This is a genomic window from Mesorhizobium sp. M0571, assembly GCF_040320985.1.
GTDB lineage: Bacteria > Pseudomonadota > Alphaproteobacteria > Rhizobiales > Rhizobiaceae > Mesorhizobium.
In genome coordinates this window covers 17,379-33,417 of record NZ_JAMYQT010000055.1, presented here as the reverse complement: position 1 = coordinate 33,417, position 16,039 = coordinate 17,379, and the positions used below count along the sequence as shown (strand labels likewise).

At 61.6% G+C, this 16,039-nt stretch carries 14 protein-coding genes, 1 tRNA gene and 2 pseudogenes; 5 read left to right on the top strand and 12 right to left on the bottom strand.

The features are described 5' to 3' along the window. Together NKI85_RS32530 and NKI85_RS32525 are read left to right on the top strand one after the other, a co-directional pair. Positions 1 to 128 (top strand): annotated as a pseudogene (locus NKI85_RS32530) (IS481 family transposase); the annotation flags it as partial. A 255-nt stretch (positions 129 to 383) separates the two neighbouring features. Beyond that, positions 384 to 881: a helix-turn-helix transcriptional regulator gene (locus NKI85_RS32525; RefSeq protein WP_352532790.1), complete on the top strand. Its 498-nt coding sequence runs from the start codon at positions 384 to 386 to the stop codon at positions 879 to 881. Positions 882 to 948: 67 nt separating this feature from the next. Here NKI85_RS32525 and NKI85_RS32520 read toward each other — a convergent pair whose 3' ends face one another. Together NKI85_RS32520 and NKI85_RS32515 are read right to left on the bottom strand one after the other, a co-directional pair. Next, positions 949 to 1,530, bottom strand: coding sequence for a hypothetical protein (locus tag NKI85_RS32520; protein ID WP_352780079.1), 582 nt, complete (start codon positions 1,528 to 1,530; stop codon positions 949 to 951). Between the two features lie 475 nt (positions 1,531 to 2,005). Further along, positions 2,006 to 2,404: a DUF4336 domain-containing protein gene (locus tag NKI85_RS32515; protein ID WP_352532030.1), complete on the bottom strand. Its 399-nt coding sequence runs from the start codon at positions 2,402 to 2,404 to the stop codon at positions 2,006 to 2,008. 333 nt (positions 2,405 to 2,737) lie between these two features. Between NKI85_RS32515 and NKI85_RS32510 the strand changes: the two genes are divergently transcribed. Next, positions 2,738 to 2,917: a hypothetical protein gene (locus tag NKI85_RS32510; RefSeq protein WP_352532000.1), complete on the top strand. Its 180-nt coding sequence runs from the start codon at positions 2,738 to 2,740 to the stop codon at positions 2,915 to 2,917. Positions 2,918 to 3,067: 150 nt separating this feature from the next. Continuing rightward, the gene (locus tag NKI85_RS32505; protein WP_352780078.1) at positions 3,068 to 3,232 is read left to right on the top strand and encodes a hypothetical protein; all 165 of its coding nucleotides are present in this window, start codon (positions 3,068 to 3,070) and stop codon (positions 3,230 to 3,232) included. 461 nt (positions 3,233 to 3,693) lie between these two features. Here NKI85_RS32505 and NKI85_RS32500 read toward each other — a convergent pair whose 3' ends face one another. The 9 genes and pseudogenes from NKI85_RS32500 to fdnG form a co-directional block, all read right to left on the bottom strand. Next, positions 3,694 to 4,002, bottom strand: coding sequence for a hypothetical protein (locus tag NKI85_RS32500; RefSeq protein ID WP_352532004.1), 309 nt, complete (start codon positions 4,000 to 4,002; stop codon positions 3,694 to 3,696). A gap of 162 nt (positions 4,003 to 4,164) precedes the next feature. After that, a tRNA-Sec gene (locus NKI85_RS32495) sits at positions 4,165 to 4,260 on the bottom strand. A 123-nt stretch (positions 4,261 to 4,383) separates the two neighbouring features. Continuing rightward, positions 4,384 to 6,219 (bottom strand): annotated as a pseudogene (gene selB / locus NKI85_RS32490) (selenocysteine-specific translation elongation factor); the annotation flags it as partial. Then, the gene (locus NKI85_RS32485; RefSeq protein WP_352532006.1) at positions 6,216 to 7,004 is read right to left on the bottom strand and encodes a tetratricopeptide repeat protein; all 789 of its coding nucleotides are present in this window, start codon (positions 7,002 to 7,004) and stop codon (positions 6,216 to 6,218) included. The gene NKI85_RS32485 and the pseudogene selB, both read right to left, overlap by 4 nt. After that, on the bottom strand, positions 6,991 to 8,412 hold the full coding sequence (selA, locus tag NKI85_RS32480) for an L-seryl-tRNA(Sec) selenium transferase (protein ID WP_352532008.1): 1,422 nt from the start codon (positions 8,410 to 8,412) through the stop codon (positions 6,991 to 6,993). The genes NKI85_RS32485 and selA overlap by 14 nt, the downstream gene beginning before the upstream one ends. 7 nt (positions 8,413 to 8,419) lie before the next feature. Further along, the gene (gene fdhE / locus NKI85_RS32475) at positions 8,420 to 9,340 is read right to left on the bottom strand and encodes a formate dehydrogenase accessory protein FdhE (RefSeq protein ID WP_352532010.1); all 921 of its coding nucleotides are present in this window, start codon (positions 9,338 to 9,340) and stop codon (positions 8,420 to 8,422) included. Positions 9,341 to 9,454: 114 nt separating this feature from the next. Continuing rightward, the gene (locus tag NKI85_RS32470; RefSeq protein WP_352532012.1) at positions 9,455 to 10,153 is read right to left on the bottom strand and encodes a formate dehydrogenase subunit gamma; all 699 of its coding nucleotides are present in this window, start codon (positions 10,151 to 10,153) and stop codon (positions 9,455 to 9,457) included. Beyond that, a complete protein-coding gene (gene fdxH, locus NKI85_RS32465; protein ID WP_352780077.1) occupies positions 10,140 to 11,090 on the bottom strand; it encodes a formate dehydrogenase subunit beta in 951 nt (316 codons plus the stop codon). The genes NKI85_RS32470 and fdxH overlap by 14 nt, the downstream gene beginning before the upstream one ends. A gap of 12 nt (positions 11,091 to 11,102) precedes the next feature. Next, positions 11,103 to 14,189 carry a formate dehydrogenase-N subunit alpha gene (fdnG, locus tag NKI85_RS32460; RefSeq protein ID WP_352532016.1) on the bottom strand — a complete coding sequence of 1,029 codons (3,087 nt, stop codon included), beginning with the start codon at positions 14,187 to 14,189 and terminating at the stop codon, positions 11,103 to 11,105. A 479-nt stretch (positions 14,190 to 14,668) separates the two neighbouring features. Here fdnG and selD point away from each other — a divergent pair, with 479 nt between their 5' ends. After that, positions 14,669 to 15,745: a selenide, water dikinase SelD gene (gene selD, locus NKI85_RS32455; protein ID WP_352532018.1), complete on the top strand. Its 1,077-nt coding sequence runs from the start codon at positions 14,669 to 14,671 to the stop codon at positions 15,743 to 15,745. Here selD and NKI85_RS32450 read toward each other — a convergent pair. Further along, positions 15,696 to 16,037: a hypothetical protein gene (locus tag NKI85_RS32450; protein WP_352532020.1), complete on the bottom strand. Its 342-nt coding sequence runs from the start codon at positions 16,035 to 16,037 to the stop codon at positions 15,696 to 15,698. The two genes, selD and NKI85_RS32450, sit on opposite strands and share 50 nt — an antisense overlap. Between the last annotated feature and the right edge of the window lie 2 nt (positions 16,038 to 16,039).

Sequence of the window (16,039 nt, the reverse complement as noted above, 5' to 3'; positions counted from 1 at the left end):
ATTTCGCGCGCCGCCTCAAGACCCTCAAGGGTCTCACACCCTATGAGTTCATCTGCAAAATTTGGGCAAAAGAGCCCGAACGGTTCCGACTCGATCCCACCCACCAAACGCCGGGACTAAACACCTAGTCCCGCGCCAGCTCAAGGGCGTTATGAATGCAGGCTTCCGTTGGAAAGAGCCATGCAAGGCGAGCACAGCACGGCCCTGATGGTTGCTTATTGCGAGTAGCGGAAAGCGTTGTTCTCACTCCCCGCTTCTGGAAAATCGCTGTGCAAGAGAGTGCCGGGGCGTGCTTGGGTCAATCCCGTTTTGAATGTTTGATTGAGGTCGTCGCCCTGTCCGCGACTGGAAAAAGCAAGAAGGGAGAGGACGTGGCTAAGGATATGGACGCCTATAAAAACAAAATGGAACTGGTTGAGACGATCGATCCCGAGATCGACAAGCCTGTTTTCCGCCGGCCGGGGTTTGAAGGCATCAAAACCCTCGGCGAGATCGATGAAAGAATAGCTCAGTTCATCCGCAAGGCGCGCGAGGAGAAGGATCTGACGCGCGCCGAGCTCGCGCCCTTGCTTGGCCTTTCGATGCAGGTTTATGGCCGCTATGAGCGCGCATTCTCAAAAATGCACGTCACGCGCATGATCCACCTGTGCGAAATCCTCGGTTTCATGCCGATGGAAATGCTGTTCAGCGCTGCCCCGCATCTATGGGGCCGCACCCCGGAGGAAGCCCGCGACAGCATGGAACTCGCACAACAGGTCGTGTCTCTGCCGCACGGCACCAAGCGCGATCTGCTCGCCCTGGTCAAGAAAATGGTTGCGCTCGAACGGGCCGCAGACGGAGCGGCGGCGGAAACGCAGAGAGGCGAAGAAGGACGTCTTTAGACGCCTCGCGCTGCGGTGAATGGCGCGGGGCGCGAGCATCACCGCGACGCATTAACAAGGCCACACCTCAAGCATCGACCTTCTTCAGCTCCGAGAGCCGCACAAGGCCGTTCTGGCTGCGGAATGTCAGTGTCGCATCCGTACTTTGCGCCTGGGCGATCCCCGAAATAACATGATCGCCGGTGTCGTATATCGTGCGCCGGCCGGCATCCTCGATGACCAGTCGCCGCGAGTCGGGATAGATCGCATAGCGCAAATGGTTCTGCGATCCAGTCGATGAGGGTGTGCCGAGTCCTCTCGGCCAACTTTCCGGTACCTGCTGCTGTGATCTATAGCTCACTTCGGCCGGTTTATTATGGGCAACCTCAGGATTCTCCCGAAGATAAGCTACTAGATCCGTGGCCACAGCGTTCAGCTTCGCCCTTAGCGCATCGTTGAACATGTCGCCGACCATTGTCATGCCTGATGACCACTGCGACATGCCGCCGAATTCAGCATGGCTGAACTGCGCCATGGAACCGCCGCCCGAGCGCAGGGCACGCAGCACGGTTTCAACAGCGTCCCTTGACAGCCCGTGCCGCGCCGCCATCCGCGCGATCAATGCCGTTTCTTTGAGATCAGCCACCGTACTGCCTCCTCCTTTCGCCATTTAACACTGCGACGGGGACATCGTTCCACATGCCCTAACCTCCGAGCACGCCAAGGGGCAATTACAGCCCTTGCCAACGGGCCAACGTGTGTAGGCCGACATCTTTCCGCCTTTGCTCTGGATGGCCACGACGAGGTACTCTGGGCGATCAGGATATGTGCAACGAGCACCTACCCCGGAGCGGTCGTTAAAGCGATCAAGGCGAGCGGCCGTAGCCGACCCGAAATGGACATTTGGCCTCCCAAAGCCACTGCGTCACCAAGCCGACTTTCCGAATATTCTACGGACAATCTCGTCTTCATTCGCATCAAAGCAGCGGCCGTGACTGAGAATCACCCGCCGCGGTTGCCACGACTGGAGTTTGCTTATTACTGCCTGTGCTTTCCGCCGATGCAGGAGAATTGGCAGCCGCATGCCAAAGGTCCGCCCGTGCGGGTGAGCCATCCGAGTCAGCTTGGCCACCGTGCGCCAAGGCTCATCGATCATGTCCAATTCGAGATTGATGATCGTGTCTGTAAGAATCAGCGTCTTTGAAGCTGGGTGGAAGAATATGAACTCTTTGAAGTAGCCACCGGGAAACAGTGTCTGGTCCCATGTCCCGCCGCCACTCCTCAGGCGGATCGGCTTCCAAATCTCGTGCGAACGTCACATCCGCGTGCCGTGCGCGTGCTCTTTGCCGGACCCTAGGTGATGCCCATGTTGTTGCCTCAGGGAAAGCCTTCGACCACTCACCGATATGAGCGTAGTGAAACTGGTTGGGTGACACGAGGTGGCGAATTCTGCCCAAGTCCCGTAACTCTTCGGCCACCGTCGAAGCAAACTTAATGGGCGAATGAAGGAACAGATCGCCGTTCGACAGGCGCACCACCGTCATCCGAGTGGTGAATGGCAGCGGAAGTTTTGTTCCTGCTACCGTCAAATACTCAAACGGACCGTCAACGATGCCAATATCGGGTCCCTGAGGTTTATAGACGTTCACCGGCTCGTAAAGGGACGCACTCACAGCCCAATCCACTTCATCAGCTCGACCGCAAGGCGAAGATCATCTGATTGTTGCATTGGCGATGCAAATGCGTCTGGCGGAAGTCCGCTTCCCACAGCCTCTACGACGTTGCCGCCATGCAGCGGTAATGACCGTTTGGGTCAGAGGCGTGAATTTGACGACATCACGATTTCAAACAGCGCGAACGAAAGTGGGAAGCTGAAAATGGTTGGCGGAATTGCCGGTCTGGAGCTTCGAGGCGAGATCACGCGCATGGACGAGGAAGGCGGCAAGGTGACAATCGACCTTGGAACGCTTGTGACGGTCGATATGGACAAGGTCAGGCTAGTCGAGAAGTACCGGCCGCCGAAGCGCAAGAGAACCCTGCGTGACATGGTGGACTAGCATTGCAAAAACCGGCCGGAACCGCTGCGTAGGCTTGAGAGCAAGGGGCAGGCAGCGGGGCTTTAGGCCGGGCTCCTTCATTTATTCGGCGCATGCGTAGGCCCATTGGGGAGAGGAGACTGAAAGGGGGCAGGCAACGTGGAGGAAATGATGAAGAAGATGACAACCACAATTCTCGCAATTGCCCTCACGCTAACCACGGGCAGCACTGTTGCACTGGCGGCCAATCTAAACGACACCAATGGCGGTCACGGTGCACCGTGGCAATACGCGTTGGGACGAGGTTTACCTCATGCGGACCCAACTGATGAATGAGCACCTTGATTGCTCCTGCCCTTATCAAGAGCCGTGATGAAGCCTCGGAGCGGAACAACGCCCAGACGTGGTGGGGCCTTTCGCTTCGTCGCAGTTCTGCACCAGCATTGGTGGGGTGACACCCATGCCCTTCCATCGAGTCGCGCGCTCCGCGGGCCGCCTGCTGATTGCTCTTGTCTTCTTGCGCGCCGTTCCTGGCGCCGAGCGCCTTTCGTTCTGTGACATATCCCCTGGCTTGAGAGCGCGCGCGATCTCTAGGTAGTCGGTCAAATTGTCAATCTCGACGCCATAAGGCTCGAATATGGCTCCTATGTCATGGGAGTGAACGCCTTCCGGCGTCCGCGCCCAAAGCAGCTGGTTGCGGCGGTGACCGAGGCGCCGGTTACCGCATCGTGTCGTCGGTAATAAAGCGACGTTGCGCTCTCTGCTTTCACATCCGGGTATGCCGAAAAGTCCGTCGGTCAAAAGTCGACCAGCGGCGTGTCCACGATCTGGTGCTCGAACAGCAGCCAGAACGGCGATCCCCGGGATTCGGAGTACCAATGCTCAAAAATCGCAAGGGCCTCGCCGACATTGGTGGCGGGTTCGTCCTCGGGCAGCTTCGCAGCCTGGAACAACGCAAGCGCAACGGGGCCAAAATGCGTGATCGCTTCCGTGCGCGCCTCGCTGTCCGCATTCCAGCCGAGCCGCAAGCGCAGGACGGCCAAAGCGCTGGCCACGGCGATCTCCTCACTTTCGGCTGAGGCCACGGCGTCCGAGATCGCCTGCATGAGGTTGAGCCGCCTGAAGGCGAAAGCGCGCTCCTGTTCCAGAACCGCGATCTGATTGGCCGCTTGTCGCCTGAAGCTTGCCTCGGTTGTCCTGGCGGTCTCAGCCGTCGTTTTCAGGTCATTCAGAAAGGAAGCCGTCGGGTTCATCTTGGCTCACTAGGATGGCGGAAGAGAGTGGGAGTCGAACCCACCAGAGACCGACTCGCGGCCCCTCCCGGATTTGAAGTCCGGACGCCCCACCGGGGACGATGCTCCTCCAGAAATTTGCGCCATCGGCGGCTCACCCTCGCCTGTCAGGCGGAACAGGTCCAGCCTGCGCCTGTTCAGACGGCGCAAGTCTCCCCGCCGCAGCGTCACGCCGTGCCGATCGAGAAATTCGAGGATATGGATGGCGACCTTGCGTCCGCTGCCCACGCGATCGCGAAATTGAGCAGCGGTGAACTGCTCTGTGGGCATCGACGCAGCGAGGTCGCGCGCGATCTCCACGATCTGCGCCAACGCCTCGCGCTGGAAGAAGTGGTCATGAGCGACCTCATGGACCTTCCCCATGCGGCCGGCAAGCTTCAGAAGCCGCCGGATTTCCGTCTCCGGCGCGGCCAGCACCTCGGCAATATCCCACACTCTCGGCGGATGGGACCGTTCGGGTCCGCCGATGAGAGGCTGGATTTGCAGCCAGAGAGTTTCATCCTTTGCCGTCAGGTGCGCCTCATGACCGGGCAGCCGCACCCAGGCGCCGTCCAAGGCAACTTCTCCAGCGTGCGAAAGGCTCCGCAGAACTGCCGTGAAAGCGGGAGCCGGCAGACGTGGATCAAGCCCAATACGCAGTCTCTCCATTCCTACGCCCGGCAAATCAGGATTGTCGGCATGGAAGGTCTCCAGGGTCGCGGCCAAGTCGCGCTTGAATCGCAACCAGCGCTCCGGCGACAGCACGAGAAGCATTTCTCCCACGGCAAAACGGACAAGCCCGAGTTGATCGATCAGGCCTTCCGTCTCGCAGTCACTAAGCGCCCTGTCGCGCGCGAAAGCCTTCAGGTCGAAATAGTGGGGCGGCGCATCAAGGAGTGCGGCGGCGGCCAGTTCGGGCGCCAATAGCGCATGGGCATCGAGTTGGATCAGCCGTTCCGGCGCGCGGCGTTTGCGGCTGGGCGCCCGCAGATCGAGAAAATGTCCGCCGCCGATGGTTCGCTGCGCGGAGGTGTCGCGCACCACGTAAACGTCGCCGGCAGCGGCCGCGATCGGACTGTCCAGCACCAATTGAACATTGGCCGTGCCGCCAGGCCCGATCGGTTCGTCTCCGAGGAGTACGATGCGTGCCCCGACGTCCGTCGCGGCATGGTGGAGCCGCACCGGAAACCATTGGCCGATCGGCTTGCGTTCATCCGGCAGAACGCGAAGGCTTGCATCGATCCGGTCCGACGGCGCGTGAAGCTTCGGATCGACAATCACGTCGCCGCGCCGGATCGCCTCCTTGAAAACCCTTTCGCCGGTCAGATTGAGCGCGCAGCGGTCTCCCGCCCGACCACGTTCAGCCGGCCGGTTCTGGGCGTGGATCGATCGAACCCGCGCAAGCAATCCCGACGGGCTTACGACCACGTTGTCCCCAATACCGAGAGAACCCGAAAGCACGGTGCCCGTCACGACGGTGCCCACGCCGCGCAGCGTGAACGAGCGGTCCACCGCTAATCGAAAACGGCCCGAAACTGCACGCCGGGCAAGATGCGACGCCTCCTCGAACAAGAGATACCTGAGTTCATCGATACCTTCGCCTGTAACGACCGAGACGGGAATCAGGCGGGCCTCGGCAAGCATCGTCCCGGCAAGCACCGAGCGGATATCGCTCGCCACCGCAGTGCGATGCTCGGGACCGGCCAGATCGCATTTCGTAAGCAGGACGGCGCCGCGCTTGACACCGAGCAGATCGACGATGGCGAGATGCTCCCGGGTTTGCGGCATGACGCCGTCATCGGCGGCCACCACGAGCAACACGAAGTCGATGCCGCTGGCGCCGGCGAGCATCGTGTGTACGAAACGCTCGTGCCCGGGAACATCGACGAAACCGATGCTATCCCCACCCGGCACTGGCAAATAGGCGAAGCCGAGATCGATGGTCATGCCGCGTGTCTTTTCCTCCTGCAAACGATCGGTGTTTATGCCGGTCAGCGCATGCACCAGCGCAGTTTTGCCATGATCGACATGTCCCGCCGTGCCGACGATCATGATGCGGTCTCCGGCAACGGCGCGGCGGCGCGACGCTCGGCCTCGGCGGCATCGCCCGCGCTCAATTCGGCCCGCACCGCAGCCAGATAGCGGCGGGCAAGGGCGCTGCCGCCTGCCTCGGCACGCAGGAGCCAAACCAGCGCCTCGACCGCGTCAGCCGGCACGCCCGTGCCAAGATGGCAGGCGGCGCCGAGCATTGCCTGCCCTTCGGCGTCTCCTCGCATGGCAGCACGGCGCCACCAGCGGACAGCCTCGTCCGGATCGCGCGGCACGCCGAGCGCATTGTGATAAAGCATGCCGATCCGGGTCATCGCGGATGCGATGCCCTGATCGGCCGCGGCAAGCGCCCAGCGTCGCGCCTCGCCGACATCGGGAGCCATCACTTCGCCCTCCAGCAGCATCCAGCTCAGCATATCCTGCGCCGGTCCGTCGCCAGTTTCCGCTGCGGCCCGATAGAGCTCGGCCGCCCGGCGAAAGTCCTGCTGAACGCCTTCGCCGCGGAAATAGAGCGACGCCAGGTTCCTTTGCCCGACAGGATCCCCTGCCTCGGCGGCGAGCGCCAGCCAGCGAAGGGCCATATCCGCATCACGCTCGACGCCGAGCCCTTCGGCGAAGCAGGCGCCGATATTGTTCTGAGCGCGGGCAACGCCCCGGTGAGCCAGCGGCTCCCATATGGAGAGAGCCACGGCATGATCGCCTCGCCGCGCGGCTGCGAGGGCCTCGGTCATGCGTGCGGCCACAGGCGTCTCGGCTGGGCGGTGCGCAAGGCGGTCAAGCCAGTGCATCGGTTCCTCCTGGATTTAAGCCGGCTAGATTGGCGATGAAGTTCGCCTCGTCTTCCAGGCAGCGCAAATCGAGCACGAGCGCCTGGTTTTCGATGCGCCCGATCACGGGGACGCCCAGCCCACGCAGCGCAGCCGCAAGCGCGTCGAGCGCCCGGCCGCTCCCTGAGCGCGGCTTGAGAGCAAGCCCGGCGCTTGGCACAGTTTCGAGCGGCAGCGTGCCGGATCCGACTTGGCTCCGGCACTCCACCGTGTCGACCGCAAAGGCTTCGCCCACGACGTCAGCAACCAGGGGAGCAAGGCGCTTTGCCTGCGCTGCAATCTCCCTCACCGAGCGCGAGAGCAGCCTTAGCGTCGGCAGGCGCTCGGCCAGGCGGTCGGGGTCGCGGTAGAGCTTCAACGTCGCCTCGAGCGCGGCCAAACGAAGCTTGTCGACCCTGAGCGCCCGCTTCATCGGGTTACGGCTGATCGCTGCGAGCAGGTCCCTGCGGCCGACGATGAAACCCGCCTGCGGACCGCCAAGCAGCTTGTCGCCGGAGAATGTGACGAGATCGGCGCCGTCGGCGACCGCCTCGCGCACGGTCGGCTCGCGCCCAAGGCCGTAGCGGGCTAGATCGACCAGCGTGCCCGAACCGAGATCATGGACCAGCGGTATCCCATGCGCGTTGGCGATTGAAGCGAGCTCGGGTGCCCGGATCTCGGCCGTGAATCCTTCGACCCGGTAGTTCGATGTGTGCACCTTGAGGATGAGCCCGGTCTCCGGGCCGATCGCCGCGACATAGTCTTTGCGATGCGTGCGGTTGGTGGTGCCGACCTCGACAAGCCTGGCGCCGGCGCGCGTCATGATCTCGGGCATCCGGAAAGAGCCGCCGATCTCGATCAACTCGCCTCGCGAAACGATCGCTTCGCGACCGAGCGCCAGCGTGTTGAGGACGAGAAGGACGGCAGCCGCGTTGTTGTTGACGACGGTTGCATCCTCGGCTCCGGTCAGCTCGCAAACGAGCGATCGAAGATGATCGTCCCGTTCGCCGCGCTCGCCTTTCTCGACATCGAATTCGAGAGCCACCGCTTCGCGCATCGCCAGCCGAACAGCCTCGACCGCCTCTTTCGCGAGGAGGGCTCGTCCGAGATTGGTATGCAGCACCGTTCCGGTCAGGTTGAAAACGGGGCGCAGGGAAGAGCGTTCGCCGTCCCTGAGCTGCACGAGCGCGTCGCCGGCAAGATCGTTTGCCTCCGGCACGACGGCTCCGGCATTGCGGGAGGCCATTCGTGCATCGGCGACGGCTCGGCGAATGGCCTCCGTCGCGGCCTGCCGTCCGAAGCGCTCGATTGCGGCCGCCGCCAGGGGGGTCCTCAGCACTTGGTCGACCGACGGAAGATTGCGCAAAGGGTTTGCGGATGAAGCGGTCATCGTATCCTCAATAGCCAACAAGGAACGGATTGAACGATCCGCGGCGATGGCCACCCTCGCGGACAAGCAGGTCGAGGCCGAGCGTCGCCACGTCGTCGGCGACCGGATCGAGAGCCGGATCCTCGTGCTGGTACAGGATCTTTACATAGCAGCCGCATGCATCGCAGGTCTCGGCCTTGACCGTGCCAGAGCCTCCCTCGATTTCCTGATAGCCTATCCCCTTGGTCGAGCCGCACAGCGTACATTTGATACGAACGTGGTTCCACAATGTTCCACACAGCGCGCAGACGCAGAACCGCGCCCCGTGTGCGCCGTGCCAACCGACGATGATCGAGCATACGGGCGGCCCACCGCAGGCCGGACAGGCGCCGTCGGCAACCGGAACCAGCTTCGAGCTGTCGAGACATACCGCGAGGCGGGCGAAGTGAACCTGCAGCGCGGCCGCGACATAGACATGCTCGGCAAGCGCGTTCATTGGGATCGCATCGGTGAGCACATTGCGCACCATGGAGTCGACCCCGGACGCATCGATATTCGCCAGCCTGTCCAAGGCGGCTGCGGCCGCCTCGGGTTTTTCGATCGTGGCTGCCACTTCGAACAGGCGGCCGAGCGTCATTCCAAGGGCGGCATCCGACGTGAATTGGTTGCGATCGAGCGGCGGCATACCGAAGGTTCGTGCGCGCTCGCGCGCCTCCGCGGTCGGCAATTCGACATCCGGCAAGCCGTCCTGGATGCGGTGCTGCGCATCCGTCAGTGCAGCGAGGAAGCGGAGATAGGGGCCGAGCTGGTGGTCATCCGCCAACACATTCAATCGCTCGGAGCGGCGAATGAACAAGGTCCGCAGATCAGGCAGCCGCGCAAAGGGTGGGGCCGAGACCTCGCCGATTATAGTCGGGTCAGGGCGTGACGGATCTTGTTGCCTTGGCATTTCAACCTCACGAACCTCACGGGCCACGTGGTCGGCTTGATACTGCTCCAGAGCAATTCCACGAAAAGTGTATAACGGTTTTCCGTCCCGAATTGCGTAAAAACAAATACCCGCTCATTCGGCGGGATTCGATCCCGAACGTCCGTCCGGTTTGCCTGCGATCAGTTCACGCAGCCATTTGCGATGATGCCGCCAAGCCCAGCCGCCGGTCACCCGTCCGCGCGTCATGGCGGGAATGGTGCCGCGTACCCAGATGGCCGAGTAGAAATGGATAATCCAGACGCCGATGATCGCCACGGCAGCGATCGAATGAACAAGCAGCGCCACCCGCTGCTGGCCGATCGTGGTGTAAGCGGCGAAATATTGTTGCCAGATGACGATGCCGCTCGAAATCAGGATGATGATGAGGATCGACATTGACCAGAAGACGAGCTTCTGGCCGGCATTGTACTTGCCGACTTCGGGGACGTTGTCCTCGTGATTGGACAATACGTCACGGAAACGTGCGAGCCACGTTCCGTCCTCGGGCCTCCACAAATTGGCCTTCCAGAACCGAAGGAAAAGCCCAAGGAAGCTGAAGAAGAGCAAGACGCCGATCCATGGGTGAATGAAGCGCGTGAACTGGCCGCCGCCAAACAGCCCCGACAGGAAGAACAGGCTCGGGTGAAACATGGCAAGGCCGGACAAGGCGAGCAGGATCAGGCTGGCCGCCGTGATCCAATGGTTGATCCGTGCGCCCACCGTGTAGCGGTCCACGATGACTGGCTTGCCGGGATGTACCTGCTCGTTCGGCTTCACGTCATACGCGGCCATCGTTGTTGCCTTCCCTCAGCTCTTGGGCATGCTCCTCATCCGTCTCGGAGACCCTGTTCGGTCCCATGACCAGATGGTGAACCAGGCCGACGCCAGCCGCCACGCCGAGAATGGTGAGGCCGGCATATTTGGTCACGCCCTTCCACGCCTCCACGAGCGGACTGATCTTCGGCTCCTTCGGCAGACCCGAATAGAGCTCCGGCTGGTCGGCATGGTGCAGCACATACATCACATGCGTCCCTCCGACGCCGGGCGGATCGTAGAGGCCGGCATTCGAATAGCCGCGCGATTTCAGGTCCTTGATGCGGCCGTCGGCGTGCTGTTTCATCTCGTCTTTCGTGCCGAACACGATCGCCTGGGTCGGGCAGGCCTTGGCGCAGGCTGGTCCCTGGCCGACAGCCACGCGGTCGGAGCAGAGCGTGCATTTGTAGGCCGTGTGATCGACTTTGGAGATGCGCGGAATGTTGAACGGGCAACCCTTGATGCAATAGCCGCAGCCGATGCAGTTCTCATGGACGAAATCGACGATGCCGTTCGAATACTGCACTATGGCGCCTGGTGCCGGACAAGCCTTGAGGCAGCCCGGGTCAGCGCAGTGCATACAGCCATCCTTGCGGATCAGCCATTCGAGTTCGTTCGTCTCGGGATTGTCCCATTCGCTGTAGCGCATCAGCGTGAACATGTCCGGCGTCAGATCGGCAGGATTCTCATAGACGCCGGCATTGAAGCCGATCTCCGGATGCGTGTCGTTCCACTCGATGCAGGCCGTCTGGCATGCCTTGCAGCCGATGCATTTCGAAACATCGATGAGCTTGGCGACTTCCGTTAATTGCTGCTCGGGCGCGGGAACCGTCGAGGCAGAGCGGCGGATGAGGTCCTTGTCGGAAAAACGCGGTGCGGTATCCGTCGTCGAAGGATTTGGAAGTGGAGGAAACATCGCTTACTCCTCCTACGCTACCGGCCCGGTGATGGGCTCGATGTTGACAAGGAACGCCTTGTATTCCGGCGTCTCGATGTTGGCGTCGCCGACAAAGGGGGTGAGCATGTTCGGGCCAAAGCCTTTCTTCGCCGCTCCCGTGAAGCCCCAGTGCAGCGGTATTCCGACGATGTGGACGGTCTTGCCATCGCAGGTGAGCGGCCTGATCCGCTTGGTCACCATGGCCTTCGCCACAACGGAACCGCGCTTCGACCAGACGCGCACCCAGCCGCCTTTGGTGATGCCCTTCTCGGCCGCAAGCTGTTCCGAAATTTCCACGAAAAACTCCGGCTGCATCACCGCATTGGTGATGACGTGCTTGGTCCAGAAGTGGAAATGCTCGGTCAGTCGGTAGGAGGTCGCCGCGTAGGGGAACTCCTGCGAAGCCGATTCGGCGAACTGGGCCATATCGCCTTCGAACACCCGCGCTGCGGGGTTGCCGCGGACTTTGGGAGCTATCGGGTTCGCGATGGGCGACTCGAATGGCTCGTAATGCGCCGGGAATGGTCCGTCGCGCATCATGCCCCGGGTAAAGAGGCGCGAGACGCCTTCCGGATTCATGATGAACGGGCCTACTTGATCGGGCTTTGCCATTGGCAAGATGTCGGGGACATCGTAGCCCGACCATTTCGTGCCGTCCCATTCAATCACCTTGCGGCTTGGATCCCAAGCCTTTCCGGTGAGGTCAGCCGACGCCCTGTTGTAGAGAATGCGGCGGTTGGCGGGCCATGAGAACGCCCATTTGGAATAGGCGCCGGTTTCGTCAGGATCGGTGGTGTCCCGCCTGGCCATGTTGTTGCCGTTTTCGTTGAAGCAGCCGGAATAGATCCAGCAGCCGCAGGAGGTGGAGCCGTCGTCGCGCAGCGCGGCGAAGCCCGGCAAGAGCTTTCCGGCCTCGGCCAGCACTTTTGTCGGGTCGGCCGTGTCGGTTACCCTGGCGAGCGCCCTACCATTGATCTCCTGGGCAAGCTCCTCGGCCTTCGGATCGCCGGGATCGGCATAAGGCCAGTTGAGCTTAACGATCGAATCGGCGAAGGCGCCGCCTTCCTTGGTGTAGAGCTCCTTCAGGCGCAGATAGAGCTGCGCCATAATCCAGGTATCGCGTTTGGCCTCGCCGGGGGGCGTGCCGCCGGCCCAATGCCACTGCAGCCAGCGCCCCGAATTGACCAGCGAGCCGTCGTCCTCGGCGAAGCAGGTGGAGGGAAGCTGGTAGACTTCCGTCTGAATCTGCGACGGATCGACATCGTTGTACGGCCCGTGGTTCTCCCAGAACCGGCCCGTCTCCGTGTCCAACGGATCCATGATGACGAGGTATTTGAGCTTCGAGAGGGACTCGATCACCTTCTTCTTGTTCGGAGCTGCCTGTAGCGGGTTGAAGCCCTGGCAGAAATAGCCGTTCATCTTGCCCTGGTGCATCAGCTCGAAAGCCCGCAGCAGATCGTAGCCCGGCAGGTCGAGCTTCGGCAGGTAGTCATAGGCGAAGCCGTTCTCCGGCGTTGCCGCATTGCCCCACATTGACTTTTGGAAGCTTACGAAGAACTTCCTGTAGTTCTGCCAATAGCTCATCTGGTTCGGCCGGAGCGGCTTGAAGCCTCGGGTCGACATGTAGGCTGCCAGATCGACCTCCTTCTCAGTCGGCAGCGTCAGATAACCGGGCAGCAGGTTCGACATCAGCCCGAGGTCGGTCAGCCCCTGGATGTTGGAGTGACCGCGAAGTGCGTTCATGCCGCCGCCGCGTATACCGATATTGCCGAGAATAAGCTGCAGCATCGCCATGGCGCGGATGTTCTGCGAGCCCTTCGAGTGCTGGGTCCAGCCGAGCGCGTACATCGAGGTCATCGCCTTGGTCGGAGACGACGTCTCGGCGACCATCGCGGCCACCTTCAGGAACCGGTCCTTCGGTGTGCCGCAGATGCGCTCGACCATCTCCGGCGTGTAGACCGCGACATGCTTCTTGAGCAGATTCCAGACGCAGCGGGGATTGGCCAATGTCGCGTCGACAACGGCAAAGCCGTCCGTGCCTATGTCATAGTCCCAACTGGACTTGTCATAGTCTCGCTTCGCCTCGTTATAGCCGGAGAAGAGGCCGTCCTGATAGGTGAAGCCCTCCTTGACGACATATGTCGCGTTGGTGAAGGCCTTCAGATAGTCCCATTGCACCTTATCGTTCTGGATGCAGTAGTTGATCAGCCCGAGCAGGAAGGCGATGTCCGTTCCCTGGCGGATCGGCGCGTAAAGATCCGACACCGAAGCCGAGCGCGTAAAGCGCGGGTCGATGACGATGAGCTTGGCGCCGCGGTTGGCCTTCGCCTCTGTGACCCATTTGAAGCCGCAAGGATGCGCTTCCGCGGCATTGCCGCCCATGATGACGACGAGATCCGTGTTCTTGATGTCGGTCCAGGAATTGGTCATTGCGCCGCGGCCGAATGTTGGGGCGAGACTCGCCACCGTCGGGCCGTGTCAGACACGTGCCTGGTTGTCGAACACCAGCATGCCCGCGCTGCGGACCACCTTGTAGGTCGCGAACGCGGTTTCATTGGTCGAAGCCGAGGCGGCGAGGAAGCCGGTGGTGATCCACCGGTTGACCGTCACGCCGTCATTGTTCGTCGCGACGAAGTTCTTGTCGCGATCGTCCTTCATCAGGCGGGCGATGCGGCCGAGTGCGTCTTCCCAGCTTATCGGCTCGAACTTGTCCGAGCCCGGTTTGCGGATCATCGGATGTTGCAGACGGGTCGGCGACTTGACAAATCCGAGCAGGGCCGACCCTTTGGGGCACAAGGTGCCGCGATTGGTCGGATGATCAGTGTCACCCTCGATATGCGTGATCTCGGCCGGCTCGCCCTTTCTGAGATCGCCCTTCGAATACAAGATTATGCCGCAAGCCACCGAGCAGTATGGACAGGTGTTGCGTGTTTCGGTGGTGTTGGCGAGCTTGAAGGGCCGTATGGCCGCCGCGTGTGCGGCCTCGCTATCGCCGAAGCCGAGGGCTCCAAGCGTAGTACCGGCGAGACCCGCGCCTGCTGTTTGCAGGAACGCGCGTCGAGAAAGATCGATGTTCATGGGTTCCTCCCGAAGCCGATGCCCCACAAGGCAACTCGAACAAACGGTTCAATCCGAGTAACTAGTCTCGGACCAAATAAAATCAATGCTAAAGAAGGAGGTGCGTACGGTGCAGCAAAAGTGCCCCTCCGAACCGCCTTCCTGCAACAGGTTTGTGCCCGCAAATCGGCATTGTGTATTATTGTTGAATATTCTTGTCATCTTTTCGTGACCGCGACGGCGATTGACGAAAACGAACGCATTACCATACAGTAAAGCGTGGCGATGAAACAGCTCCCGCGGGTCGGGGCGCCTTTCGATCGATACCCAATGACGGCGATGCCTCGCACGCCGGATACGGTGCTTGCCTTTCCTAACTTAACGAAATCCGCTGAGAGCAAGCGTGCTCCAAACGCGCCGTGCGTTGGCGCGATCGTATTTTCCATTCCGGTTGACCTTGATCCCTACTAAAGCGTGCCAGCAGAGGAGGCTCGACGACTATGGCAATCGCCCTCTCGCCCGAAATCACCGAAGCGCCCGTTGTGCGCCTGACCAGCCTCGCCCATGGCGGCGGTTGCGGCTGCAAGCTGGCACCGTCAGTGCTGCAGCAGCTTCTCGCCAATCCGGCGGCTGCCAGTCCCTATCATCAGCTTCTCGTCGGCACGGAGACCGGCGACGATGCGGCAGTCTGGCAGCTCGACGGCGCGACTTGCGTCATTGCGACCACCGACTTCTTCATGCCTATGGTAGATGACCCCTACGATTTCGGCCGGATTGCCGCAACCAACGCCCTGTCCGATATCTATGCGATGGGTGGCCGGCCGATCATGGCGTTGGCTATACTCGGCATGCCTCTCGACAAGATCCCGACGCTCATGGTCCGCGAAATCCTGAAAGGTGGCGAAGCTGTCTGCGCCGACGCCGGAATCCCGGTTGCCGGCGGCCACTCAATCGACTCGCCGGAGCCGATTTACGGCCTCGCAGTCATCGGCACATGCCGACCCGAGGATATCCGACGCAATTCTGACACCAGGCCGGGTGACGCCTTGATCCTGACGAAAGGGCTCGGCGTCGGCATCTATTCCGCCGCCATCAAGAAGCAGGCGCTTTCCGAGAGCGGCTATCGCGAAATGATCGCCTCCACCACCCTTCTCAACCGGATCGGATCGGAGCTGGCGCAGGACGCGAGCGTCCACGCCGTCACCGACGTGACCGGATTTGGCTTGCTCGGACATGGCCTCGAGATGGCACGCGGTGCCGGGTGCACGCTGATAATTTGCAGCCACGACGTGCCGCTCTTTTCCGAAGCTGCCTCGCTCGCGGTCGACGGCCACGTCACCGGCGCATCGCGGCGCAATTGGGCGAGCTATGGCGACGCGGTAAGCTTACCTCCCGGCATGCCCGAGTGGCGACGCCATCTTCTCACGGATCCACAGACTTCGGGCGGGTTGTTGGTTGCTTGCGAGACCGACCGCGCAGCGGCGCTGGTCGAGAGGATCGTCGCGGACGGCTATCCTTCGGCTCGCATCATCGGCCATGCCAGGCCCGGCGCGCCGACAATAGTAGTAGAGGCCTGAACGGCCGCTCCGCTTCCCGCCAGATGACGGGGCGCGCCCTCCAGTTCGCGGCACTCCACCTCTTGCCGCCACTGGATCGGCAGGCAAAGACGCCGCCTGCCCTGTCCACGCTGGATTGGCGGCGAACGCTGCGGACTGTTTTGGTGACCGGATGATCCGAGCGAGCCTGAGTTCGCCAGATCATGACTGGGCGCCAGGCACGAGCTTGAAACATCAGCTCCTCTATCCGGAGAATCTCGTTCCACTTGGCCATGCGTTCGGAACGCGTGATCGAACCAATTTTTCCCGACAAGT

Excerpts from the sequence above, each read along its gene's own strand:
- NKI85_RS32470 (WP_352532012.1), bottom strand. The coding sequence starts at position 10,153 with ATGGCCGCGTATGACGTGAAGCCGAACGAGCAGGTACATCCCGGCAAG.
- selA (WP_352532008.1), bottom strand. The coding sequence starts at position 8,412 with ATGACCGCTTCATCCGCAAACCCTTTGCGCAATCTTCCGTCGGTCGAC.
- fdhE (WP_352532010.1), bottom strand. The coding sequence starts at position 9,340 with ATGCCAAGGCAACAAGATCCGTCACGCCCTGACCCGACTATAATCGGC.
- NKI85_RS32510 (WP_352532000.1), top strand. The coding sequence starts at position 2,738 with ATGGTTGGCGGAATTGCCGGTCTGGAGCTTCGAGGCGAGATCACGCGC.
- NKI85_RS32520 (WP_352780079.1), bottom strand. The coding sequence starts at position 1,530 with ATGGCGAAAGGAGGAGGCAGTACGGTGGCTGATCTCAAAGAAACGGCA.
- selD (WP_352532018.1), top strand. The coding sequence starts at position 14,669 with ATGGCAATCGCCCTCTCGCCCGAAATCACCGAAGCGCCCGTTGTGCGC.
- NKI85_RS32485 (WP_352532006.1), bottom strand. The coding sequence starts at position 7,004 with ATGCACTGGCTTGACCGCCTTGCGCACCGCCCAGCCGAGACGCCTGTG.
- NKI85_RS32515 (WP_352532030.1), bottom strand. The coding sequence starts at position 2,404 with ATGACGGTGGTGCGCCTGTCGAACGGCGATCTGTTCCTTCATTCGCCC.
- NKI85_RS32505 (WP_352780078.1), top strand. The coding sequence starts at position 3,068 with ATGAAGAAGATGACAACCACAATTCTCGCAATTGCCCTCACGCTAACC.
- fdxH (WP_352780077.1), bottom strand. The coding sequence starts at position 11,090 with ATGTTTCCTCCACTTCCAAATCCTTCGACGACGGATACCGCACCGCGT.
- NKI85_RS32500 (WP_352532004.1), bottom strand. The coding sequence starts at position 4,002 with ATGCAGGCGATCTCGGACGCCGTGGCCTCAGCCGAAAGTGAGGAGATC.
- NKI85_RS32525 (WP_352532790.1), top strand. The coding sequence starts at position 384 with ATGGACGCCTATAAAAACAAAATGGAACTGGTTGAGACGATCGATCCC.